Annotated in this window: 20 protein-coding genes; 8 read left to right on the top strand and 12 right to left on the bottom strand. The window is 34.2% G+C overall.

The annotated features are described in order from the left end of the window. Positions 1-88: 88 nt before the first annotated feature. A complete protein-coding gene (locus tag NTHER_RS15115) occupies positions 89-1,111 on the bottom strand; it encodes a stalk domain-containing protein (RefSeq protein ID WP_012447364.1) in 1,023 nt (340 codons plus the stop codon). A 187-nt stretch (positions 1,112-1,298) separates the two neighbouring features. Here NTHER_RS15115 and NTHER_RS04615 point away from each other — a divergent pair, with 187 nt between their 5' ends. Next, entirely contained in the window at positions 1,299-2,093 is a 795-nt protein-coding gene (locus NTHER_RS04615) for a potassium channel family protein (protein ID WP_012447363.1), read from the top strand. Here NTHER_RS04615 and NTHER_RS04610 read toward each other — a convergent pair. Genes NTHER_RS04610 through NTHER_RS04595 form a run of 4 tightly spaced genes read right to left on the bottom strand, consistent with a single transcriptional unit; the run spans position 2,090 to position 6,735 of the window. Continuing rightward, complete coding sequence (locus NTHER_RS04610; protein WP_012447362.1) at positions 2,090-2,764, bottom strand: dimethylsulfoniopropionate lyase; 675 nt, start codon at positions 2,762-2,764, stop codon at positions 2,090-2,092. The genes NTHER_RS04615 and NTHER_RS04610 overlap by 4 nt on opposite strands. 40 nt (positions 2,765-2,804) lie before the next feature. Beyond that, the gene (locus NTHER_RS04605; RefSeq protein WP_012447361.1) at positions 2,805-3,107 is read right to left on the bottom strand and encodes a hypothetical protein; all 303 of its coding nucleotides are present in this window, start codon (positions 3,105-3,107) and stop codon (positions 2,805-2,807) included. Between the two features lie 26 nt (positions 3,108-3,133). After that, on the bottom strand, positions 3,134-5,530 hold the full coding sequence (locus NTHER_RS04600) for an AAA family ATPase (RefSeq protein WP_012447360.1): 2,397 nt from the start codon (positions 5,528-5,530) through the stop codon (positions 3,134-3,136). Next, positions 5,527-6,735, bottom strand: coding sequence for a metallophosphoesterase family protein (locus NTHER_RS04595; protein WP_012447359.1), 1,209 nt, complete (start codon positions 6,733-6,735; stop codon positions 5,527-5,529). The genes NTHER_RS04600 and NTHER_RS04595 overlap by 4 nt, the downstream gene beginning before the upstream one ends. A gap of 313 nt (positions 6,736-7,048) precedes the next feature. Between NTHER_RS04595 and helD the strand changes: the two genes are divergently transcribed. Both helD and NTHER_RS04585 read left to right on the top strand, forming a co-directional pair. After that, positions 7,049-9,316 (top strand): RNA polymerase recycling motor HelD, encoded by a 2,268-nt coding sequence (helD, locus tag NTHER_RS04590; protein ID WP_012447358.1) that lies wholly within the window; start codon positions 7,049-7,051, stop codon positions 9,314-9,316. A 69-nt stretch (positions 9,317-9,385) separates the two neighbouring features. Beyond that, positions 9,386-10,429 carry a hypothetical protein gene (locus NTHER_RS04585; protein WP_012447357.1) on the top strand — a complete coding sequence of 348 codons (1,044 nt, stop codon included), beginning with the start codon at positions 9,386-9,388 and terminating at the stop codon, positions 10,427-10,429. Positions 10,430-10,492: 63 nt separating this feature from the next. Here NTHER_RS04585 and NTHER_RS04580 read toward each other — a convergent pair whose 3' ends face one another. Beyond that, complete coding sequence (locus NTHER_RS04580; protein WP_012447356.1) at positions 10,493-11,458, bottom strand: MDR/zinc-dependent alcohol dehydrogenase-like family protein; 966 nt, start codon at positions 11,456-11,458, stop codon at positions 10,493-10,495. Between the two features lie 26 nt (positions 11,459-11,484). Continuing rightward, positions 11,485-12,267, bottom strand: a complete 783-nt coding sequence (locus NTHER_RS04575; RefSeq protein WP_012447355.1) for a hypothetical protein — start codon at positions 12,265-12,267, stop codon at positions 11,485-11,487. Between the two features lie 206 nt (positions 12,268-12,473). On the opposite strand from NTHER_RS04575, the gene NTHER_RS04570 reads away from it, so the two are divergent. From NTHER_RS04570 to NTHER_RS04560, 3 genes are all read left to right on the top strand, one after another. Then, the gene (locus tag NTHER_RS04570) at positions 12,474-13,619 is read left to right on the top strand and encodes a cation:proton antiporter (RefSeq protein ID WP_012447354.1); all 1,146 of its coding nucleotides are present in this window, start codon (positions 12,474-12,476) and stop codon (positions 13,617-13,619) included. A 17-nt stretch (positions 13,620-13,636) separates the two neighbouring features. Continuing rightward, positions 13,637-14,977, top strand: a complete 1,341-nt coding sequence (trkA, locus tag NTHER_RS04565) for a Trk system potassium transporter TrkA (RefSeq protein ID WP_012447353.1) — start codon at positions 13,637-13,639, stop codon at positions 14,975-14,977. Between the two features lie 92 nt (positions 14,978-15,069). Then, positions 15,070-16,023, top strand: a complete 954-nt coding sequence (locus tag NTHER_RS04560) for an ABC transporter substrate-binding protein (RefSeq protein ID WP_012447352.1) — start codon at positions 15,070-15,072, stop codon at positions 16,021-16,023. A 243-nt stretch (positions 16,024-16,266) separates the two neighbouring features. Here NTHER_RS04560 and NTHER_RS04555 read toward each other — a convergent pair whose 3' ends face one another. Both NTHER_RS04555 and NTHER_RS04550 read right to left on the bottom strand, forming a co-directional pair. After that, positions 16,267-17,472 (bottom strand): IS256 family transposase, encoded by a 1,206-nt coding sequence (locus tag NTHER_RS04555; protein ID WP_012447351.1) that lies wholly within the window; start codon positions 17,470-17,472, stop codon positions 16,267-16,269. An 89-nt stretch (positions 17,473-17,561) separates the two neighbouring features. Beyond that, complete coding sequence (locus NTHER_RS04550) at positions 17,562-18,209, bottom strand: coenzyme F420-0:L-glutamate ligase (protein WP_012447350.1); 648 nt, start codon at positions 18,207-18,209, stop codon at positions 17,562-17,564. Positions 18,210-18,391: 182 nt separating this feature from the next. Between NTHER_RS04550 and NTHER_RS04545 the strand changes: the two genes are divergently transcribed. Further along, the gene (locus NTHER_RS04545) at positions 18,392-18,868 is read left to right on the top strand and encodes a pyruvoyl-dependent arginine decarboxylase (protein WP_012447349.1); all 477 of its coding nucleotides are present in this window, start codon (positions 18,392-18,394) and stop codon (positions 18,866-18,868) included. 95 nt (positions 18,869-18,963) lie between these two features. Here NTHER_RS04545 and NTHER_RS15110 read toward each other — a convergent pair whose 3' ends face one another. The 3 genes from NTHER_RS15110 to NTHER_RS04530 all read right to left on the bottom strand — a co-directional run bounded on the left by NTHER_RS15110 (position 18,964) and on the right by NTHER_RS04530 (position 22,167). Then, entirely contained in the window at positions 18,964-19,866 is a 903-nt protein-coding gene (locus tag NTHER_RS15110) for an N-acetylmuramoyl-L-alanine amidase family protein (protein ID WP_012447348.1), read from the bottom strand. A gap of 292 nt (positions 19,867-20,158) precedes the next feature. Beyond that, complete coding sequence (locus tag NTHER_RS04535) at positions 20,159-21,682, bottom strand: 4Fe-4S dicluster domain-containing protein (protein ID WP_012447347.1); 1,524 nt, start codon at positions 21,680-21,682, stop codon at positions 20,159-20,161. 149 nt (positions 21,683-21,831) lie between these two features. Next, complete coding sequence (locus tag NTHER_RS04530) at positions 21,832-22,167, bottom strand: pyrimidine dimer DNA glycosylase/endonuclease V (RefSeq protein ID WP_012447346.1); 336 nt, start codon at positions 22,165-22,167, stop codon at positions 21,832-21,834. Positions 22,168-22,324: 157 nt separating this feature from the next. On the opposite strand from NTHER_RS04530, the gene NTHER_RS04525 reads away from it, so the two are divergent. After that, the gene (locus tag NTHER_RS04525; RefSeq protein ID WP_012447345.1) at positions 22,325-23,542 is read left to right on the top strand and encodes a Tm-1-like ATP-binding domain-containing protein; all 1,218 of its coding nucleotides are present in this window, start codon (positions 22,325-22,327) and stop codon (positions 23,540-23,542) included. Positions 23,543-23,552: the final 10 nt, after the last annotated feature.

The following is a 23,552-nucleotide window of genomic DNA, read 5'->3' as shown; positions in this document are numbered from 1 at the left end:
CTAGTCCCCTGTTCCTTTTTTATATAAAATCCTTAATGTCATATTTTTTATGCCAAGTATGTCTAATCAATCGACTGCCAAAATGCTATTAATTTAAGTTCTGACCATATTTATCAGCTTTATCCAACACCATTTGAGAAAAATCACTTACAGGAGTCCCATGGACATCCATATAGTTCTGTAAACCTACTGTACCTCGGTTATATCCGGATAGAGCCTTGTGTACATTACCATCGTACTTTTCCATTAATTGATGCAAGTAAGTAGTACCAAGCTTGATATTGTATTGAGCATCAAAAAGTTTTTCCCGTTCATATTCCCATCCGTGCTGACTAGCAAGATTTGAAGCTGTTCCGGGCATTATTTGGAATAATCCTAAAGCCCCTGATGCACTACCCACATTCTCTGGATTAAAAGTACTCTCAACTCTCATCAGACCCAGTAGCAAGCTCAAATCCAAGTCCAACTGTTCCGATTGCTTGATTAGCTTCTCTACTGCATCTTCTTCCAAGGCATCATACCCATGACTAGTAATAGCCTCATTAACTTGAGTGACTTTTTCAGATTTAGCGCCAATTTCGGTTTCTTGTCCTTCTACACTTTCCTCCATATTATCTCGAGTAGTATCATCTTCTTTTGTCTCGATATCTTCCGTGGCCAAGCTCGTATCCTCTATCGATACAGTATCATCTTCCCAGCTTACATCAGCTCCCAAAGCTTCTGATAATGCTCTGACTGGTAAGACAGTTCTGTTTTGATTAGTGATTTTAGCTTCTGTGTCTATTGCAACTTTTTCCTGGTCATGATAAAAGTGTGATTCCCCAATCTCAATTATTAATTGGGTATCGTCTCTTTTTATATGTACTTGGCCTTGGTCACCTTTGTCTCCATTCCAATCGACCCTTGCTCCTAATGCCTCACTAACAAACCGTACAGGTACTAAAGTTCGATTATTTTCATCGATAAAAGGTTGCTGATCAACAAACCGCACTTCTTCATCATTTACCTGGACCGAGAAAGAATCCTGAGCATTGGCAAAGCCGGCATTAAATAAAACAGCTCCCGACAGAGCAAAGATCGCTAAAGTAGATTTAATAGTTTTCTTCCTCACTTTTCCCACCTCACTATCTTAAATTTGGACTAAATCATTTTGTTCATCATTATATTACAATATCGTAAGTTATTTGAAAAGTAGAAAAAATAGGAAGATAACCTACTATTATCCTTTTGTATTATTAACAAGTTAACTTCTAATAATAAACCATATCAATTACTAAAAATTAAACAGGTGGGAGTCCATGCCATTATATCTAGTAAAAAATGTTCTTAATCAAATATTGCAAATAAAAAACTTCAAGCTCGTTACTCTTGCAATCCTATTTCTAGTCTTGAGTTCATATGTTTTGTATTTTATTGAGCCCGATACTTTTAGCACTCCCTTTGCTGGATTTTGGTTTGTCATGACCACTATTTCTCAACAGGGCTATGCAGATATTCTTCCAAATACTTTAGCAGGTAGGATATATACAATTATTCTGTTTATCATAGGAATAGGAATTTTTGGAGTTATAATAGCAAAATGGGTGGATGGCGTTATTCAATACCGGCAAGCCAAGGAGAGTGGTAATTTGAGTTATTTGGGTAAAAATCACATAGTTATGATTAATTGGTCTAAAAAAACTGAAAATGCCATAGATGAACTTTTAAAAAATCAAAACAAAAAAATTGTACTAATCGATGAATTACAAACAACTCCTATCCAGCATGAACAGGTTCACTACATACAAGGAGCACCTACAGATAAAAACACTCTCACTAAGGCTAATATCTTGCAATCCAAAGCTATTAGTGTCTTTGCAAAAGATAATATAACTGATGAAATTTCCTTGGATGGTAAAACCCTGTTAATTGGCTTAACTATCCAGGAATTACTCAATGAAAATAAGAAGGATATTTATACTTCAGTAGAGGTGATCAATGAACAGCATTTATCCTCTTTCAAAAATCTCAGCAAAATAGATAAAATAATCCTATCCAATAAACCATTTTCAAACATTTTAACTCAATCTATCCTTGAAAATGCTAGTCCTTAATAAAATTCCATGCCTTTACCTCTTAATTTTTCTTTATCTGATATCCAAGCATATGCTAGCAAACAGGGAGTATTAACTTCAGTTGTCAAATAATGCACTTCCCCAGGAAGATTAAAAAAATACTCTCCTGAATCTAGAGGTTTATCGTTTATTATACAACTTCCCTTTAAACAGATATATGACTCGGCAATATTGCGATGAAAATGTTTAGGATAGCAACAATCCGGTCCTAATAAAACTAATCCTAAAACAATATCTCGAGCAAGGACAGGTCCTCGAGGGCCAAGTAATTCTGTATAAGCATATTTATTAGCTAAGTCATGGGGCATTTCATGATAACCGAATTCCCATCTCAGATCATGCTGGACATTATTTAATAAATATAGTAAATCATTAATATCTTCATTTGATCCCTCAGAAGATGCAATCAAATCTTCTAAATACTTACAAACCGGTTTTTTCTGCGGTGTTTGATCAAGCTCATGCAGATTTTGAATTGCTTTTTTTATTCTTCTAATAACTTGAGTGTTATGATTCTCTTGTTGACCAGTTTGATCGTAGCTTTCTAGGCCATTTATTTTAGTTAACATTTGCTTATACAAATTATTGTATCTAAGTATTATCTGTTTCCAGGTGCTAATGTCACCATTTTTAAAACTTCTATTTCCCAATCAAAACACTCCTTTTACAACCATTACACTTTCTTCACACCTATTCAAAAAAGGTAATCTTAATTTTCTTCAAATCATCATCAATTTCACCGTAATAAAACAAGTCGATAATAACTTGATGTACAATTTCTCCGGCTCCAGATTTGACTCCCAGCCCATGTAAATTGACATAATACCTTTCTTGAAATTCGAGATCATTTTGAGATAGTTCATCTTTACTAATAACATCATAGGAATACCAAGGAGTTATTTCTTGCTTTTCTGCCATACCTTTTAACTCGGCCAGAGCTCTTTCAAAACCTTCTTCCAAGTTTTCAGTTAAGACAATCTCTTTGTCATTCATATATAAATGCACCTCCAAAGTTTAAATTAAGCGTCAAACAAATGAACTTGACCACTGTCTATATCTTGAGATAATACTTCTTTAACTTCATTCTTAGCTGAAAAATAAATTATTTGCCACCCTAAAGCAGAGATTCTTTTAATCATATCAATTTGTCGACTTAGTCTGTTGTAATCTGCCTTGATAAAGGGATCATCAAGAATTAAAAATCCCTGTTTATTTCCTAGGATTTTCTCAGCTAGAACCAATCTGATGGAAAAATATAACTGATCATAGGCAAAACCTGACAGTTTTTCAGCTTCTAAAACCATCCCATCCTTAGACCAGCAGAATAACTGATTTGTTTCTCTGTCATAAGTCACGTCATGATAATTGCCACAAGTTAACTCTGAAAAGTAGTGTTGTAGTTTGCTATTTTTAGAAAAAAGCTCCTGCATTTTTTCCTGTTCTTCACTAATTATCTCATTGAAAATATCATCTATGGATTTTGCAGCTTCTTTTATCATGTCATTCTCACTTACAAATTTATCTAAACGCCTTTTTATATCCTCTAAATTTTTGGTAGTTCTGCATATTACTTCCTGAGTATCATCAGGATACAGCGCTTTTTCAGCTCTCTTGGCTATCTCATCTAATTTGTCATGGTAGCTTTTTATTTGTTTATTTATTTCTTCCATTTTGTCTTCAAGATTTTTTATATTTGTTTTGAGATTGGCTATTTCTCCTTGGGAGTACCTAATTCCAGGGGCCTTATCTGCAAATTTTTTTAATTCATCTATCTTCTGTTTCCAAAAGTCTAAATTGTTTCCGATAAGTTTTTGAAATCTATCAGAAGATTCCCCACTTAAGCTATTGGATCTTTGGTTATTTTCCTGACTAAAAATACTATCTAAAACACTGGCGGCGTTTTCTAATATTCGCTCCTGCTTTTGTTTTTCAGTTAGTTTAGCGGAAAACTCATCTACTGTCTCTACTCCCAAGCTCAATTGTAATTCTTTTATCTCTTTATCAATAGAGTTGATTTTTTCTGTTAATTCTGGAAGCTTATGCCCTTCTAAATCCTTAATATTTTCTTGTAAGGCATTTTGTCTTGGGAGAAGTTTTTCATATACTTCTTTATGAATAGCATCCCGATTAGATTTAATTGTGGATATATTCCTGATAATTTGGTCTAAAGAACTTCCTTCTATCCCACAACTCGCTACCTTATGTTTCAATTTTTCCATGAATTTATTGAACTGAGAACTTTCTCTGGCAAATGTAATCCGTGGTATTACCAGTAATAAAGTTGGTAAAGCTAAAATTCCACTCAAGATATATATCCAAGATTCTGGATTTACTAGTACTCCCATAAGAGTAATTCCAAAGAGGACAGCGAAAAATTTCCATAAATTCAACATTATTTTTTGGGACTTATCTTTACCAGCCAAGTTCTCTTTCCATTGCTGGGCTTTTTCAAGTTCTGGTTCTAACTCTTGTATGCCAGTTATTTTATGTTCGTATTGGGCAAGCGTTTTCTCTCGTTCTTCTTTTTGAGCTACTATTTCAGAATGTTTTTGACCAAGTTGATCTAATTTATCTTTCTTTTCTTTTAATTCAGTACGATGATTCTCTAAATCTCTCAGACAATTATTCCATTGATTCAATTTATCCTCGGTATAAGAGGCCAGTTGTCTTAGTTTTTCCTTTGCATCTAAAAGCTGATTGTAATAATAATCTCCTTTTTCATATAACTCCCTGTAATAGGCTTGTTCATATTCTTCAAGCTGTTGATATAACCTGCTTTTTTCTTCCTGGCATGAAAGATAATCTTCCTCCAATGTATCATACTGTTCCCTAAAGGATTCATCCATCAGTTCCTCAATTTCCTGACTTAATGATTCGGCTTCTTTCAACCGATCTGCTAATTTAAAATCTGATTCCCGGTTACTAAAACCTAATTTTCCAGTCAACCTGTTTTGTTCGCGAATTTTTTGTTTGATTTTATCTATGTCTTCTATCCTCATCCCAGTAATATGATTAGTAACATTTTTATAGAAGCTCTCTTCATCTTCTATAAACATATCACTATTTCGGATAATAAAAATATTTCTCAATGATTTATAAGGTATATCTAAACCATCAAAAAACGAGCCTTTCTCACTCAGTTTACGTTCCTTTCCGTTAAAATCTGTCATCATTAAATAGCCTTCAGGAAAATAATCAACACGATTAATTTCATTATCTTTAAAACCAAATTTCCCTGGTTGTTTACTAGGATCTGGTTTTTTAGGGAGAAGCAGTCTAGATAAAGCATCAATAGTTAAAGTTTTCCCGGATTCATTTTCACCAAATATCAAGAAGATATTAGTATCATTATTAAAGGTGTAAACCTTATTCTGTAAAATCCCGTACCTTTGAATATTAATTTCATTGATTTTCAATTTTTCACCTCCATCAAAGCCTCCATGACCATCTGCAGCATTTTCTCTTTTTTGGCTTCGTTATCCTCTACAGCTTCGAGCTTGTCCTGAAAAGATTTTAATAATTCATCATCCAAAATGCTTCCCATATCTTTAAATTCCGGAATGACTCTAAAATTTAGCGAATCAGAGTCAGTATGTGTTTTTTCGGCTAAAACTCTTTGACATATAGACTCAATTTCTGTGAGCAAATTGTTTTCAGTGATTTCCAACTTGGAACTATCAAAAAAACCAGTAATTTTTAAAATCAATTCAGATTCATTACCAATATCCATAGCCCACAACTTGTCATTAATTTCTTTCAAAGGGTCGTGATTATCCTTTAGTGGGTCTAATTTAAATTCTTCAAAATGATAATAGAATGTATCTAGCAATTCTTCTTTGGGAGACTCCCCCACATTGAACAAATTCGCTTTTCTTTTACCTAATTCCTTGTTGGTTATAGAAACTGGAGAACCTGGATAAACAAAGTATTGCACTCTATTGTTTTGTATTCCTTGGTTTTGGTTTTGGTTTTGGTTTTGGTCTAGGTTTACCGAGGTAGTTTGTTGGACATTACTTGTTTTATCAGGTTTATCTAATTCAAATAGACGGAAATTAGTATGAAAGTGACCTCCCAGGATATAATCAAAATTCAAGCCTGTTAAATTAGATTTTTTTACTGGCATATAACTGCCAGTCCCTTCATCTCCAAAATCACTCCCTGAATAGTAGGTCTCAAGTAACTCCCCATGAAATAGTAAAATATTGTATTTGTTACTATCTGCTTGTCTAGATACTGCCTTCATCTGTTTAAGAACGTTCAGTTCATCAGATTCCGAAAAGGGTAATCCCCAAATCACAGTATCGTGTTCTTCTAGAACCAAGGGTTTATTAACATCCTTGATAATACTAACATCTTCACCAAAGTATAATCCTTCTTGGTAGACATCTAAATCATGATTTCCAGGTAAAATAACAATTCTATAACCGGTATTGGTGAATAATGACCTCAGATAATTATATAAATTTACAGCATCCTGGCTACTATCAAACAAATCACCACAAATTATTAGTAGGTCAATATCTTCTTTCTGTCCTCTAGCGATCAGCTCTTCTAAAGCCCTCCATCTCTCATCACAACCTGTTTTCAAATGGATATCGGCAGTATGTAAAATTCGCAACACTTTTTTCACCCCCTGTTAACATTAAACCGCCCAGAAACCTTTTGGGTTTAAGGTTTAAGGGCGGAGTTAGTACTAAATCGAAATTTTACAGTTATCAACATTTAACTTTAAGGAAAGCTAAATAAAATACAGGTTTCTTTAATACTATACAACTTTTGGCTTTCAGTCAACTTAAGTTTAGATAGGTTGATATTGTTTAAATTGTCCTTCCTAGATCGATCTATTTAATCTCTTTTTTTATCGATACGACTATGTTATATTAGGTTAATGTGTAAGTGTAGTTCCCTTCAAACAAAGTGGAAAGGAGTCAGATATGTCGGAATTAAACCATCCAGATTATAATGAAGAGCTAGATCACTTAGAACGGACTAAAAGTTATATGGATCACTTCATAAATGAAATATCAAATAAACAACAACATTCTGCAGGTCAAATAAAGGAAGCTTATGAAATTTTGGATTTTCTCGACAGCAGTCAAAGCTATATAACTATACTCGTTAATGCCAGATATTTAGACCATAGTACAGAAACTGTAGATAAAGTTAAACGGGCTAAAAGCAGCCCTTACTTTAGTAGAATTGATTTTAGAGACCATCGTGATGAAGAGCCAAAAAGCTATTATATTGGTAAATTATCTTTATTTAAAGAAGATAACGAACCTGTAATCATAGATTGGCGATCACCAATTGCAAGTTTATATTACGAGGGGAGATTAGGCGAAGTATCTTACAAAGCCTATGAGGGAGAAATTACAGGTGAATTATCCCTGAAACGTCAATATACCATAGAAAACGAAGAGCTTCAGGATTTTTTTGATGTAGATATCACTACTACTGATGAACTTCTACAAGCCTCTCTCAGGGGAAGTGCCGATAACAAACTCAAAGATATAGTATCAACTATTCAGGCTGAACAAAATCAAGTTATCCGAGCAGATTTAAATAAACCCTTAATTGTTCAAGGGACAGCGGGTAGTGGTAAAACAACCATCGCTCTCCATAGGATAGCTTATTTAATATACACCTATGAAAAAAGTTTTAATCCCGAGAATTTTATGATTATAGCCCCTAACAAATTATTTTTAGATTATATCTCCAATGTACTTCCAGATTTAGGAGTTGAAGAAGCAAAACAAACCACATTTACTAGTTTTTGTTTTGAACTACTAGAAATAAAGGAACAACTAACTTTACAAGATTATAAATTATCTACACTACTTGAAAACTATGGCTTAACAAATTCCGAAAAAGATTTGATCAAATGGAGGGCTACCTTCAAAGGTTCAATGACATTCAAGAAATTAATTGACAACTACATCTGCCAAATCGAACAAGATTTACTACCAAAAGAGGGAATTGAATTAGAAGGTTATAGCATAATGAGCAAGGATGAAATCACAACAGCTTTTATGAAAGACTACTCTTACTTGCCTTTATTTCAACGAATTGATCATATCAAGAAGAAATTATCAACAAGGGCAAAACAACAAAAATCATTAATTATTCAATCCATACAAAGTGAATACGAACAAAAGATTGATCAGGCCAGAAAATCTGAAAATCAAGAACTAGGTAGAAAAAATGCAGTAGCCTTGATGGAAGAACGTGATCAAAAAATTGCAAGGGTTAAACAAGGAGCTGGAAAAATAGTTTCAAAATACACTAAACAATTTTCCAAGAAAAACTATCTCACACATTACAAGAATTTAATGAAAACTCCATCTTTACTAAAGAAATTTTGTCCTGGAAATATAGACGAAGAAAAAGTTAATTATTTATCTAAAACGGCTAAAACTTTATTTAAACATAAACAACTAGAATTAGAAGATTTAGCACCACTATTATATATAAAAGCAAATTTAGAAGGGTTCTCAACAGAAATTGAGAGCACAAATGTAATAATCGACGAAGCACAGGATTTCAGCTTGTTTCAACTTCACACTTTGAAATATGTCCTTAACACTAAAAACTTCACATTACTAGGTGACCTTTCCCAAGGAATTCATGCATATAGAAGTATCAAAGATTGGGAAACAGTAAATAACCACATATTTGATAAAGAAGCCACTTCTCTGTCATTACAGCAAAGCTATCGTACTACTGTAGAGATAATGAACCTGGCTAATCAAATTTTAGAACAAAGTGTAAATGACAATGTCCCTTTAGCAAGGCCAGTGGTACGCCACGGCAAAAAGCCCGAAAATAATGTGTATACTCAAATTCCTGACTTAATTCAAGATCTAGCAGAAACAATTACAAAGCTACAATCTAGTAACTATAACTCCATTGCTATCATTGGGAAAACCATGAATGAATGTGAGACCATCAAACAGAATCTCCAGCAACAAAGAATTGACCTACCAGTATTAACGGGTTCAGAAGAGGATTATCAGGCTGGAGCAGTAATAATACCATCTTATGCTACTAAGGGATTGGAATTTGATACAGCCTTAATTGTTAACCTAGAAGAAGAGTATCAAAAAAATGAATTGGATGCCAAGCTTTTATACGTGTCAATGACACGGGCAATGCATGAATTGTATATATTTAATATCTTAGGTAAAATCGAATTTCTAAATTGACAAATAAAAACGGATTGAGATAAAATTAGCCATAGTGATACTTTTCACATTTACTGGCAGGTGTTCACGATGGTTTATAGCAAAATAATATTAATTGTCCTGACATCCCTCTTCACTTTATTGATTCATTTCAATTTAATTTTTTACGAAGAGAATTGCGAAATTAAAGTCGGAAACAACCAGTTTACCGGTTTTCAAGTGTGCTGGTCGTGCATCCTTGAAATTTGCTATTCTACAGGACCTGATCTTTTCATTCAAAATGATAAATTAGTTAAAAAAACAAGTTACGTACCTGTTCAAGAAATTAATAACAGAGTTGATTGTCTTAAAATTTCATGTGATAAAGATAACAATAAATTGTTTTTACAAGTAAAAGGCCAAAATGAAAAACAGATTGATCTTAACGAACTTTCCGTCCCCCACTTTATTAAAGATGAACAGCTAATTATTAGCGTTTATGAATTGACTGAGCTATTAAGAGAAAATATGTTCTGTTTCGAGGAAAATATGTTTAGGAGCAATAATATCCGAGTTGCTAGAAGTGACGAACTCATTCCTGAAATTGGACTAGCTCCAGATAATGACTATGATAAAGCAAACGAAAATAAAATTGATGTCAATAAAATAGAAAAAACCCAAAACTTTATTATCGAAAATACCAAATTGGAATGTTCTGATTTTACAATTACTTTACTAAAAGACGGGGAACTAGGTAACTATAGTGGTATAGTAAGAAAAGGCAATGCATACCACATATATCTTGATACGAGTCATAAACCGGAAAGACAGGTTGGAGTGTTACTTCACGAAATTGGTCATATAATAGACTATAGATTCATGAATGATGAAAAAAGAGCCGAGTACCTAGAATTAAGAAATTGCGAAAATATTTATAAAAAAATAAGATTCTGGAATGATTCAGAACAAAAAAGCTGGTACTGGCGACCAGCAGAATTTTTCGCTGAAGACTTCCGAAGAATTTATACCCAAAAACTAATAAGTGAAACTGATATCGAAGTCGAAACTTACGGTAATAGAACGATTCTACCCGGTAAGTCTGAACGAGAAAAACAAGAGATAACTCAATTTTTCAAGACAGTTACATCAAATTAAGCGCAATCTAGATTATCTCTATTAGATTTATTTTTTGTTAAGTGCTATTACCGACAACCAAACTTAAACAGAGTCTTTTGTTAAGTCAAAGACAGGTTTTGAATCCTGTTTTGAGAAAAGGACAGCTTTATAGTGCTTCAATGAACAGGGGTTATCTAATATATTCTCTACATCGATATATTTTTTAGCTAGCAATCTCAATGCCCCATCTAAAGGTCCACATCTACTGCCGACAATATTAATTTCATTAACAACCCAATCGCTAGGGTTAAAAGCAGCAACGCTGGAATAAGTACTTTTTAGAACTATGGTCCCTCTGGGCTTTACTAGTTTCTGAGCTAGTTTCAAACCTTGTTCATTGCCAGTACTATCAACAACCATATCATAGCAAGCTGCTTCTTCTAAATCATTAATTAGAGCTACTTTACTGTATCTTTCAAATCGCTTGAGTTTATTACTATGTTTTCCGACTACCTTTAAATCACAAGCAGTGTTAGCCAACACCTGTGTGATTAAATATCCTAATTTACCATCACCCAAAACAACGACTTTATCTGTAGGTTTTATATGACAAAGTTCGGGGATCTGTAAGGCGGCAGCTAAAGGCTCAGCCAAAACGGCTTCATAATCTGTTACATTATCAGGCACGATATAGAGATTTTTCTCTGGTAAAGTAATATAGTCTGCAAAGGCCCCGTTTTTATCTGACATCCCAAGAATTTTCCTATTTGTACAGTGATTGGGAAGTCCCTTATAACACATTGAACACTGATTACAACCTATATTTATATCCCCCACGACTCTTTTTCCTTTTAAGTTTTCAGTTTCTGCTTCTCTGACAATTCCTACAAACTCATGTCCTAAAATACCCTGAAATGATTTATACCCTTTGATAATTTCTAAATCAGTATTACATACTGAAGCCAGTTTTATTTCTATCAAGGCTTCTCCGGCACCTGGTACAGGTTTCGATATGTTTTCCGAATACTTTAATTTACTGTCAAAATATAAACCTTTAATTTTAATCACATCCTCTCCAGATTATAGTGTTTTATCTACAAGACAAAATCCAGTAAGATTCCTGAATTAATAGGAATTGGATAGACACTTTGACCAGTGTTATTAAAAATTTGATAATCAGCCAAATCCATTATTTGTTCCTGAACTTCTAGTTTGTCTGTATATTTAATAGGGGGATAATCTAGAGCCTTTTCCACAATTCTTTCTACATTATTAACCATAGTTTCTAAACTGTCTAGTCCCTCCTTCGTTTCCTCATCCCAATTAGTGATAAATTCTTGCATTTTATTTTCCATAACTAGTTCGTTAATTGATAACTTCCCCTCTACCCCAATCTCTATACCAATTTTTCGCAGGGCATCGTTTTCATAGCCAGAATAAGAATAATTTGTTAAGTTATCTCCTAGTTGCTTCAAGTCTTGGCTAGTATAGTGACTGTGGGTATGAACTATGGTTTTATTAAAATAGCTAATAAAGTTGTTTACACCCTCAATTATAGAATCTACTTGATTATCACTTTGTCCATTAGATTTTGATACGTTGTTATCAATGTTTCTAATTTCCTTGACCAACTTTCTAGAGCTTTGTTTCAACCCTTTAAATGTTTCTCTTATATTAGTAATCAACTCGGCAATTTCTGCTCTGTTTTCGCAGTTAATTCCAATGTTAGCGCCAGCAACAAGTTGTGAGATATTTTTTGGTTTACTCTCACTAAATTCTTTGGATAAGCGAATAAGATCTTCAATTTTATGACGATTAATTCTGAAGTGTAGTGTGGAAGGAGATGCTCTGTTATTAACATCAATTCTCTCAACCATAATAATCCCCCCTCCCACTTGAGGTTCTGTTAAATTGTTTGATATTTGTTGGACTTCACACTATGCCAAGACCATTATATAGTCAACATATAAATCCCTTTTTCTTACACATTTTGTGCAGCTGTTGATACAGAATTATCGTATAATGAATTCCATCAATTAAAAAACTATAAAAGTAAACTACTTCTTCAAGGAGATGGATAAACATGCAATTTATATTACTTGCTGGTGGTCTCCTACTATTTTTATTATTCATTATCAGCCATTCCTTTAGCAAGTTACATATTCCTACTTTATTATCATATATTTTTTTGGGGTTATTACTTTCGGGATTTTTAGCTCACCCTGAAATCGCAGTAATTCATGATATTGCCCAGATTGGTATTGTTTTATTGTTTTTCCTCTTAGGTCTTAAATTTCCTTTGAATCATTTGATCAATATTTCTAAACGAATATGGAAAGTAGGAACTTTAGATATTATTTTAAATTTTGGAGTCAGTTTCGGGATAACTTATGTATTGGGTTTTGGAGTAATTGATGCGCTTATTATCGGAGGTGTTTGTTATGCTACGAGCTCTTCTATCACTATGAAAGCTCTGGAGGAAACCGATAGAGAACATACGCCTGAAGCTGAATTTAAGCTGGCTTTATTAATATTTGAAGATATAGCCGCACCTGTAATAGTTTCCATCTTAACAGCTTTAACAGTTGAAGGCCAGGTTCAATTGGCCTCTGTTATTATTATTTTGGGTAAAGCCATATTAATGACGATAGTCTCTATATTTGTTGCTCGATATGTTTTTAAAAAACTTGAATTATTTTTCTACAGGTACTTAGAAACCGACTATATGCCGCTACTAATTATGTCTATCATATTTCTAGTTTCAGGTATAGCAGTTTATTTAGAGCTATCTAAATTATTAGGGGCATTTTTGGCCGGTGTTATGATTTCTGAAACATTAACAGGAGAAGATATTGATAAAAATATTACTCCTATAAAAAATATTTTACTTCCTTTTTTCTTTTTCTGGTTTGGAACTTCTATTTCCTTTGAAGCAGGTCTTATACACCCTCTTGCTTTAGTAGTCTTAATAATTTGGAGTTTAGTTGCAAAATTCATTATTGGACTATACGGAGGTAGGATATACGGATTATCGGCAAAGAGTTCACTTAGAGCGGGTTTTTCCTTAACTCAAAGAGGAGAATTCAGCGTAATCATAGCTAGTCTAGCAGGTCCAGCAGTACTCACCTTTTCAGGAGTTTACATTATCATAACAGCACTTATAGGATTAGTATTTTTTTATAAAGCAACAGAGCTTTCAGATTACTTTTACCGAATAACAACTAAGTGAAAATTGAGGTGTTTACAATGCTTGTAACAATAATTGGCGGAAGTCAAGTTGGTAAAAAACTAGCTAAAATGTTAATTAAAAGAAAACATAAAGTCACTTTAATTGAAGAAAATAAACAAACAGCTGAACAGCTTAAAAAAGAGCTAGACACTCTTATAATAAACGGTAGTGGCGCTAATATTGAAGATCTAAAAAAAGCTAACGTGGATAAGGCTAAGATGATTATTGCACTAACTGAAAATGATACTGTAAACATAGTATCTTGTATGCTAGCTAAACAGCTAGGCGAGCCATTTACAATAAGTCAAGTTGCTAGTCTAGAAAATATTACAGAAAAAGCTAGCAATAAAAAAGTACCAGAACAGTATTTAGGTATTGATTATTTAATTAGTCCTCAACAATCAGTTATAAGTGAAATTGTTGAATATATTCATTTTCCTCATGCATCTGATATCCATTATTTTGGTAAGGGGAAATCTTTGCTGCTAGGTATTAGGGTAACGGAACAATCTGAAGTTATTAACAATTCATTAAAAAATATCGATTTACCGGAAGATTCTCAAATAATTGGCATTGAAAGTAAAGATTGTAGCTTTAAATTGGCCTTTGACGATGAGAAGGTTTCCCCTGGTGATATAATTTATTTAGTTGGTTCACCTGATAGTATAAAAAAAGCAAATATCAAAATTACTAATAAGGAAGTAGAAAACCAACGTATCATAATTATTGGTGGCAAAAAGATGGGATATAATTTAGTAAGAGAATTAGAAGAGCATTCTAAACATCATGATTTTATGATTAAGGTAATTGAAAGAGAACATAAACAATGCGAAGTTTTAAAAAGAAATTTACATGAAAGTATCGTATTAGAAAGCAATTACTTTAATCAAGAAGAAATTCTTGAAGCCAACATTGTAATCACAGTCACTGGAGATGATAAAACAAACATTATCAATTCAACTATTGCAAATCAAAATGGGATAGATACTATTTCAGAAATTACAAATATTCAATATGAACCGATTTATAAAGCAGTCGGAATAGAAAGTACAGTAAATCCCTCTTTAACTACTGCATCTCAAATTATGAAGTTTTTACGTGATATGGATATTGAAACAATGTCTATTTTTCAAAATGGAGAAGCCGTGGGAACGGAGATTGTATTATCTGAAGATTCATCAGTAATAAACAAACAGGTTTCGGATCTCAAATTGCCTTCAAAAATTAAAATTGGAGCTGTTATTAGAGAAGAAGATATGTTCATTCCAAATGAGAATTCAGTTTTAAAGGAAGATGATAGACTTGTTATTTTTACACCTCTGAATGATCAAAATTCAGTAAAGAAGTACTTAGAATGATATCAGTCCCGCCATAAAAGTCTTGATTATTATTGTAAAAAACTGTATAATAAGTACATCACTTGTTGTGTGTTATCAAAGGAGGAGAATTGATGAAAATTTCAAAAGGTTCAAAAATATTTTTTCTGTTAGGGTTAATTGTTGTAGTAGTTATTTCAGCCAGTGTATACGCCATAAACAGAAACAATCAGGAAACATTGACAGAAGTGGAATTACCTATTGTTGAATGGCCAGGTGTTACTCAAAAGACCCATGTTGTTAGTGAAATTTTAGAAAGCCTTGGATATCAAGTTAATATTAATCAGTACGCACTACCTGTTATTTTAGAAGGCTTGTCTGAAGGTGATTTGGATGTCTTTACTGGAACTTGGTTTCAAACATGGGGTACTCCCTTAAAAAATAAATTAGCTGATGGAAGCGTAGTACATGTAAGTACCCAGCTTGAAGACACTAATTATGGACCAGCTGTGCCATATTATGTGTACGAGGCAGGAGTTACTTCTCTAGCTGATTTATCAGAGTACTCCGAAGAATTCAATCATACTTATTACGGCTTAGAATCCGGAAATGATGGTAATCAGATAATGATTGATGCTTTCGATAACAATATCTATGATCTAGGTGATTGGAAAATAGTAGAGAGTAGTACTGCAGCCATGATTCAACACGTTCAAAATTACATGAACAATGAAGAATGGATTGTCTTTAGTGGTTGGGAACCCCATTGGATGAATGTTGTTTTAGATATGAGATATCTAGACGACCCGGAAGGAATTTGGGGAGAAGATGAAAAAGTAGGAACGATTGCTAGAAAAGGTTTAAAAGATGATGATCCGAATCTTTACAAGTTTTTTGAGCAGTTTGATATTAATAATGAAATACAAAGTGAATGGATATATGAATACAGTCGTAAAAACCGAAGTCCTAATGTTGTAGCAAAGGAGTGGGTATCTGAAAACCTTGATTTAGTATTAGAATGGGTAGATGGTGTTCACACTGTTGATGGTAGAGATGCTGGAGAAGTACTTAAAGAAATATATAAATAAATTTGAATCCCAAAACTAAAAAAGTAAAACAGGACCTTATTTTCAGGTGAGTCTGTCAAGTAATTGGTGTAAACAATCCGATTATGACCTATAGGAACAACTTAAATACAGTGAAGAAATCGAGGGAGTTTCCTGTGTGGGAAGATCATCTCCCTCGATTTTTCATTTTTGAGATTTTGTGGTAATAAGTGGGTATAGAATCCCCTGGTACTAGCTATCATCAATCAAAAAAGTTAAAAAGTTTTAAATTCTTCCTTCAAAGTAAATACTCAATTGTCCCAGAATCTGAGCCCAGTTTTTTGTTCTCATAGTCCATTTTTTAGTGATATCCATTGTAGCAAGATAAAGCATTTTTAATAAGGATTCGTCGGTAGGGAAGATACTTTTTGATTTGGTAACTTTTCTTAATTGTCGGTTGTAGCTTTCCATAGAATTGTTTGTATAAATTAGTTTTCTAACTTCTTCTGGATATTTAAACATAACAGAGAGCTTGTCCCAATTATTTCTCCACGATCTAATGGAAATCTCATATTTATCTCCCCATTTTTCTTCGAGTTTATCTAGCTCTATTAAAGCGACTTCCTCAGTTGGGGCTCTATAAACATTCTTAAGATCACTACAGAATTCTTTTCGATCTTTGTACGATATATATCTTGTGCTATTTCTAATCTGATGAATTATGCAGCTTTGAATTTCTGTTTGCGGATAAACAGCATGTATTGCATCTTCAAACCCTTTTAAACCATCTATTGATACAATTAAAATATCTTCTACGCCTCGATTTTTTAACTCGTTAATTATCTTCAACCAGTATTTCGAACTTTCATTTTCTCCAATCCAAATGCCCAAAACATCCTTCATGCCATCTAAATCAATTCCTATAGCCATATAAGCTGCTTTGTTGACTATTCTACCATCTTGCCTCACTTTGTAATGGACAGCATCCATAACTACATGAGCATAGATTCTTGATAGCGGTCGGTTTTGCCACTCCTTAATTAGAGGAACTATTTTGTCTGTAATTCCGGAAATGAGTGTAGGAGAAGCATCCACTCCATAAAGCTCTTGTAAATGAGTCTGTATATCTCTTACTGTCATGCCTTTTGCATACATGCTTAGAACCTGATCATCGATGCTTGAAACGTCTCGTTGGTTCTTTTTAACTACTTGTGGTTCAAATTCACCTTCTCGGTCTCTTGGTACTTCTATTTCTAAATTACCATAATTCGATTTGAGTTGTTTTTCTCTCTTCCCGTTTCGACTGTTGGTAGTTTCTTTTTCTCGATAATCATACTTCGAGTAGCCTAATTCATGGTCAAGTTCGCCTTCCAGCATTTCTTCTATCAGCTCGCCAAACTGTTCCTTCAGTAAGTCTTGAATATCATTCACATCTTTCAACTTTCCTTCCTTCATCATTTCTCTGACTTTCTTTTTGTCAATTAAATTCATAACGGTGCAAACCTCCCATCCTTTTTTTATTATACATCAATTCGGAAGGTTTACACCGTTTATTTTACACCCTCTTTCAGGTCCTGTTTTTACTTTTTAAAAAATCCTTTTATGACTACTAGTGGTGTCCCCTCATCATCATTACCAAAAGGATTATTTTCAAGGATTTTTTCAATCTGTTTAAAATTACTTTTTTCTTTCACTTCCTTAGAAGCCCCTATAATATCTACTTTCCCCAAATCATTTGCATCTACTATAACAGTTCCCACTCCTGTGCGTTCGGAAATTTTTTTTGCAGTAGCGTAGGGGTCTTTGGGACCAGCAATAATATAACGGTCAAATGGTGGCATAGTACCAGCAACATCATCTATTAAAGCTGCCTGTATACCTGTAATTCTAAAAAAGTACCCACGCCTACCTATTAGTTTCCCTAATCCACCAATAACTGCCCCTAAAGTAGGTTTTAAAAATCCGGATTTTCGAAAAACAATTTCCATTGAGGCCGGATTGGTCAAACTACCGTGACGTTCTGTGAAATTGGACAACAATTTTGCTAATGGACGTGGTTTAATATCTTCAGGTTTATAGTACAATCCCTGGCTAATTGCCACCACACTCTCACAAACAGCTATTATATCTCTTTTATCTGCTATATTTTTGGTATATCTGAAAATCACTTCGGATATATCATCTTCATCAGTTATTATATGGGTTCTAACCGGGATAACACCTTCCATGAGAACCCCTCCAAATAAACTCGCTATTACTTCATAAAGTTTGTGTATTTACAATATTCATTTCACTAATTTTAGGAAGTAATACAGGACAATTTGTGATAACGGAATAAGTAGCAAGTGAGTCAATAAAGCATTTTTCAGAATATAATATAGTGATTAAATTACAGGGAGGGAATCACAGAATGGCAGTAGATTTAAAAACTTTAAAATACTTCAAATTGGTAACCGGAACAGGTGAGGGCAATACCTCATTAACAGCTTTTGATAAAGCTCTCTTAAATGCAGAAGTCGGTAATTTCAATTTATTAAAAGTAACTAGTATTCTCCCAGCTAGAGTTAAACAAAAGGATAAAATCACTGTTTCCGAGGGAGGAATCCTCCCTATTGCATACGGGTCAGTCACTAGCTGTAATTCCGGAGAAATCATTTCATCGGCGGTAGCAGTAGGAATCCCAGCTTCTTCCAGGGCTCATGGAATGATAGTAGAAACTTCAGGATACAGACCTAAAGAACAATCTCTTAAAATCGCAGAAAATATGATAGCTGAGACCTTTGAAAATCGAGGTTTAGAGCTACAAGAAGTATTAACCAAAGGTTCCGAACTAAAAATAAGAGATATAAGCTGTGGAAGTGTTTTTTCAGGTGTAGCACTCTTTTAATTAAACAGGAAGGCTGTCCAAAATTACATTAAGGACAGCCTTCCTGTTGGTGTTATTTATTGGTTACTTATTATAATTTTGTTTATAATGTTGTTTTAATAATTAAAGTAGTCTACGATACCTTCCGTAATCCCCTGTGCCGCATTCTCTTGAAAGTAATCTGATCCCAATAATCGTTCCTCTTCATAATTGCTTATAAAAGCAAGTTCAACCAAAGCTGCCGGCATTCTTGCATGGGTTAACACGGCAAAATTGCTGTCAATGATGCCTCGATCGACTCTGTTGATGTTATCTATCATGCTATCCTGCAGGCTTTCAGCTAAAAAGTAGTCATTGGGATTTCTCCATGAAGAGTAGTGAGTTTCTGTACCCTGTGCTCCTCGATTGATAGCACCGTTAGCATGAATACTAATAAATAGGTCTGCCCATAAATCATTGGCAAAGTAGGCTCTGTTTGCAAGTGGAATATCTATATCGCTTTCCCTAGTTAAATAAACCTCAGCGCCTAAGCTTTCAAGCTTATCTTGAGTTTTGAAGGAAACATCAAGGGCTACTTCCTTTTCAGTTAATCCAGTCGGCCCTACAGCACCAGGGTCCCATCCACCGTGACCGGGATCAAGAACTATTCTAGTACCTTCAAGTGGTCTATAACTGTTATTCTCAGGTTCAGGATCAATAGCTTCAGGGGTAGTGATGTTTACATAATCTTGGCTAACCCAAGCTTCTTCATATCCTGAAAAATCAATTTTTACCCAATCTTGATAGTAACTCTCAGACTCATTAGTTTGCTTGTCCAACACATCATATGTTTCTCCTTGATGGACCTGGTCAATGAGTGAGTTTGATAAACCTGGACCGGATCTGACATTTAAAGTTTCTACTACAACTTCTGCTTCTTCCAACTCTTCTGCACTAACTTCGTTCCCCATAATAGGGCCACTTGCTGCTAAAAGTAGTACAAAAACTAGCAGTGAAATCGTTAACTTTAATCCTTTCATTACTTTTATCCCCCTCCAATGTTCTGATTTGTTCACTTGCTCTTGTATATTTTTTGATTGAGCAAGTTATGTTAACTAGATACAAGTTCTATTATAATACTTTTTATATTGTTTGAAAGGGGGAGATAGAAGATTCCTATAATTACTATATAAAGTAATTATCTGTTATTGTATAGGCAAAAAAAAGGCTGTAATACTAAGTGTTTAAATAACTTAGATTACAGCCTTAATCTCAATCGATTTTTCAATTTAAAGTTATATCCTTAACTTTACTTTCTTATGACTTTTTTAATTAATGCTCTCTAAACAATTGTGGTTCTTCAATTTGGGAAGAAGCCGACTCTACTGCACTTTCTATTTCTGCTTCTTTTCCGTATTTTTCAACCATTACTTTAGATTTATTAGGTTTTACTAAATTGCCTGGACCACCGATACATCCCTCTTCGCATCCCATTCCTTCGATAAAATCCGCCTCTAATTTGCCATTTTTAAGTTTCTCTAAAACTTGTTTACATTCATTTAGACCACTGCATTTAACTACATTGATATCAATATCATAATCAGGTTCTATTTCTTTAACAGTTCTCTTAATTGCCTCTCCTACTCCGCCACTCTTAGCAAAACATCTTCCAAAAGGACTGACAAGCTTGTTTTGATCCTCTTCTTCTGTAAATTCCTCACATTGTGACGGGTCAACCCCTGCACCTTCAAATAAAGCACATATTTCTTCATAAGTTAACACATAGTCAACTCCATCCTGCACATCTTCTTCAAGGGCTTCGTCTTTCTTTGCAATACAGGGGCCAATGAAAACTACTTTCGAACCTGGATATTTTTGTTTAATCGATCTACCCATGGCAATCATAGGAGAGACTGTTTGAGATAAATTAGCTGTAAACTCTGAATAAAAATTCTTTACTAAACTGACAAAAGCAGGACAACATGAACTTAACATAAAATTATGCTCATGGATGCTAGATATTAATTCCTTAGCTTCATGATATGCTACGACATCTGCACCTTTAGCAACCTCTTGTACAGAATCCATACCTAAATTTTTAAGAGCTGCTTTTATTTGGGAAACTTTTACTTTGGCTCCAAATTGACCAGCTATAGATGGTGCTATCATTGCATGTATCTGCTCTCCTCCTGTCAGATCCTCTAGAAAAGAAATAAAATTGGATTTAGAGGCAATAGCACCAAAGGGACATGCTTCAATACAAGCACCACAACTGACACATTTATCTTGATCTATGCTAATTCTTCTATCACCATCAACTTTAACGGCATCTACAGTACATGCGCTTCGACAAGGGCGCATTACATCAGAGATTGCATTAAAAGGACACATATTCTTACATTTTCCACACTCTATACATTTTTCTTGATTGATATAAGCCTGGCGATTAATGAAACTAATAGCATCTTTAGGACAACTTTCCATACAATAATGAGCAACACAACCCCGGCAAGCTTCAGTAACTGTAAACCTATTTATAGGACATTTGTCGCATGCTTTTTCTAATGCTTGTACTACTGGCTTGTCCAGTCGATGGCATGCTTGTTCGTAATCATCCTTTAAAAATGTATTAGAGTGAATATTGTTTGGATTAACACCCATATCCAGGCGTACCCTCTCGGTAATAATCGCTCTTTCTTTGTAAACACAACAACGGTACCGAGCTTCATCACCCTGGATTATTTTTTGAGGTAATTCATTTATTTCATCTAATAATTTATTTTTGAAAACTAATTTAGCCAATTCTCTCATAATTTCATGATTGATTTTTTGGACTTCGGTTTCAAATTTTCTCATTGTTGTCCCTCCTATATATTTATTTGCTTTAATGATAATGATATCATAACAAATTGTTATTAGTTTCACAACAATTGTTTATATTATCGGCCTTGTGTAAAATTTCTGTAAAATCACCCCAATGTATTCCGTGAGTTTGCGGAATTTAATCAGTCAAATAATAAACAAGGACAATCTTTATCTTTCAGTATTTGTTTTTGCACTTCTATAGAATCTATATACTCATCCTGGAAATCTTGGCCTGTTGCCAATTCGCTATTAAGAGGAGATTTATGTTGATACCCCCTAGCTTTTAATTCTTGAACTAATTGTTCATGTCGGTTATAAAGTGCTCGTAGTTTCTCTTTCCACCTACATGTTTCTGGATGGTTTTGATAGCCCTTTTTGCCTTGGGTTAGAATATTCCAAAGTGCATGTAACTCTCGATGTTCTCCAAGAAGATGTTTTCTACAAAGAAAGTGTGGTTGTATATCCCAAATTCTCATTGGGACCCTCCCTCCAAACAAATTATCAAGTCTTCATAGTAGATTTCCCATTATTTAAATTAATATAAATAAATCAAAACTAATATTATCCAAAGTATAGTATAATATGGTCAAGCTTATAATAAATATAGATTATTTCAAAAAGGAGTGAAGTTAAATGGCTCAACAGGTGGTTCTAATCGGTACACTGGATACAAAGGGTGAAGAGTTTTATTTTATTAAAAAGCTCATTGAAAACAACGGTCTTGAAACATTTGTCATTGATACAGGGGTACAGGGAGAACCGTATTTTCGACCAGACATCACAGCAGAAGAAGTAGCAAAAAAAGGAGGAACTTCTCTCAAAAAGCTACGTGAAGACAGTGATCGTGGTCAAGCTATGGAAGTAATGTCACATGGGGCTTCCAGGACAGTAACAGAATTGTATCAACAAGGAAAGGTGAACGGAGTAATCAGTCTCGGTGGTAGTGCTGGAACCACTATTGGTACCTCGGCCATGCGTGCACTCCCGGTAGGAATTCCAAAGATGATGGTCTCCACTTTTGCTTCAGGCAATACAGAGCCCTATGTAGGTGTTAAAGATATATCTATGATGTACTCTGTTGTGGATATTTCGGGAGTCAACCAACTATCTAGACAAATTTTAGCAAATGCTGCTAATGGTATTTCGGGTATGGTTACTGGTGAGATTCCTGAAACTGAAGAACAAAAACCACTAATTGCTGCGACTATGTTTGGTGTAACCACTTCTTGTGTGACAAGGGCTAGAGAATACTTAGAAGATAGAGGATACGAAGTTTTAGTATTTCATGCCACCGGCACCGGTGGTAGAGCCATGGAAAGCCTAATAGAATCAGGCTTTATCCAAGGTGTCTTAGATATCACTACAACTGAATGGTGTGATGAACTGGTAGGTGGTGTACTAAGTGCCGGTCCCAATCGCCTGGAAGCAGCCAGTAAAAAAGGTATCCCACAGGTAGTATCTACAGGTGCATTGGATATGGTTAATTTTGGACCTATAGATACCGTGCCCGACGAATTTAGAAACAGGCAACTCTACAAACATAATCCTACAGTCACTTTAATGAGAACTACCTCGGAAGAAAACAAACAATTAGGAGAAATAGTTGCTAAAAAGTTGAACGCTAGTACGGGTCCTGCAGCTCTATTTCTACCATTAAAAGGCGTCTCCATGATAGATGTGGAAGGCCAACCTTTTCACGGACCTGAAGAAGACCAAACTTTATTTGATGCAATAAGATCAAACTTAGACCAAGATAAGGTGGAATTAATTGAAAAGAACACTGATATAAACGATGACGATTTTGCTGTGGCCATGGCCGAAAAATTAATTGAAATGATGAATGATAGTTAACATCTTTGAT

Origin of the sequence: Natranaerobius thermophilus JW/NM-WN-LF, from assembly GCF_000020005.1 — a bacterium.
In the GTDB taxonomy this organism is placed as follows: domain Bacteria; phylum Bacillota; class Natranaerobiia; order Natranaerobiales; family Natranaerobiaceae; genus Natranaerobius; species Natranaerobius thermophilus.
The sequence above is the reverse complement of the archived record's forward strand: the minus strand, read 5'-3'. Positions and strand labels throughout refer to the sequence as shown.

Bases quoted from the DNA above. Each gene is read 5' to 3' on its own strand.
- NTHER_RS04555 (WP_012447351.1), bottom strand. From the start codon at position 17,472: ATGAATTTAATTGACAAAAAGAAAGTCAGAGAAATGATGAAGGAAGGA.
- trkA (WP_012447353.1), top strand. From the start codon at position 13,637: ATGCTTGTAACAATAATTGGCGGAAGTCAAGTTGGTAAAAAACTAGCT.
- NTHER_RS04575 (WP_012447355.1), bottom strand. From the start codon at position 12,267: ATGGTTGAGAGAATTGATGTTAATAACAGAGCATCTCCTTCCACACTA.
- NTHER_RS04535 (WP_012447347.1), bottom strand. From the start codon at position 21,682: ATGAGAAAATTTGAAACCGAAGTCCAAAAAATCAATCATGAAATTATG.
- NTHER_RS04560 (WP_012447352.1), top strand. From the start codon at position 15,070: ATGAAAATTTCAAAAGGTTCAAAAATATTTTTTCTGTTAGGGTTAATT.
- NTHER_RS15110 (WP_012447348.1), bottom strand. From the start codon at position 19,866: ATGAAAGGATTAAAGTTAACGATTTCACTGCTAGTTTTTGTACTACTT.
- helD (WP_012447358.1), top strand. From the start codon at position 7,049: ATGTCGGAATTAAACCATCCAGATTATAATGAAGAGCTAGATCACTTA.
- NTHER_RS04615 (WP_012447363.1), top strand. From the start codon at position 1,299: ATGCCATTATATCTAGTAAAAAATGTTCTTAATCAAATATTGCAAATA.
- NTHER_RS04605 (WP_012447361.1), bottom strand. From the start codon at position 3,107: ATGAATGACAAAGAGATTGTCTTAACTGAAAACTTGGAAGAAGGTTTT.
- NTHER_RS04570 (WP_012447354.1), top strand. From the start codon at position 12,474: ATGCAATTTATATTACTTGCTGGTGGTCTCCTACTATTTTTATTATTC.
- NTHER_RS04530 (WP_012447346.1), bottom strand. From the start codon at position 22,167: ATGAGAATTTGGGATATACAACCACACTTTCTTTGTAGAAAACATCTT.
- NTHER_RS04525 (WP_012447345.1), top strand. From the start codon at position 22,325: ATGGCTCAACAGGTGGTTCTAATCGGTACACTGGATACAAAGGGTGAA.
- NTHER_RS04585 (WP_012447357.1), top strand. From the start codon at position 9,386: ATGGTTTATAGCAAAATAATATTAATTGTCCTGACATCCCTCTTCACT.
- NTHER_RS04550 (WP_012447350.1), bottom strand. From the start codon at position 18,209: ATGGAAGGTGTTATCCCGGTTAGAACCCATATAATAACTGATGAAGAT.
- NTHER_RS04545 (WP_012447349.1), top strand. From the start codon at position 18,392: ATGGCAGTAGATTTAAAAACTTTAAAATACTTCAAATTGGTAACCGGA.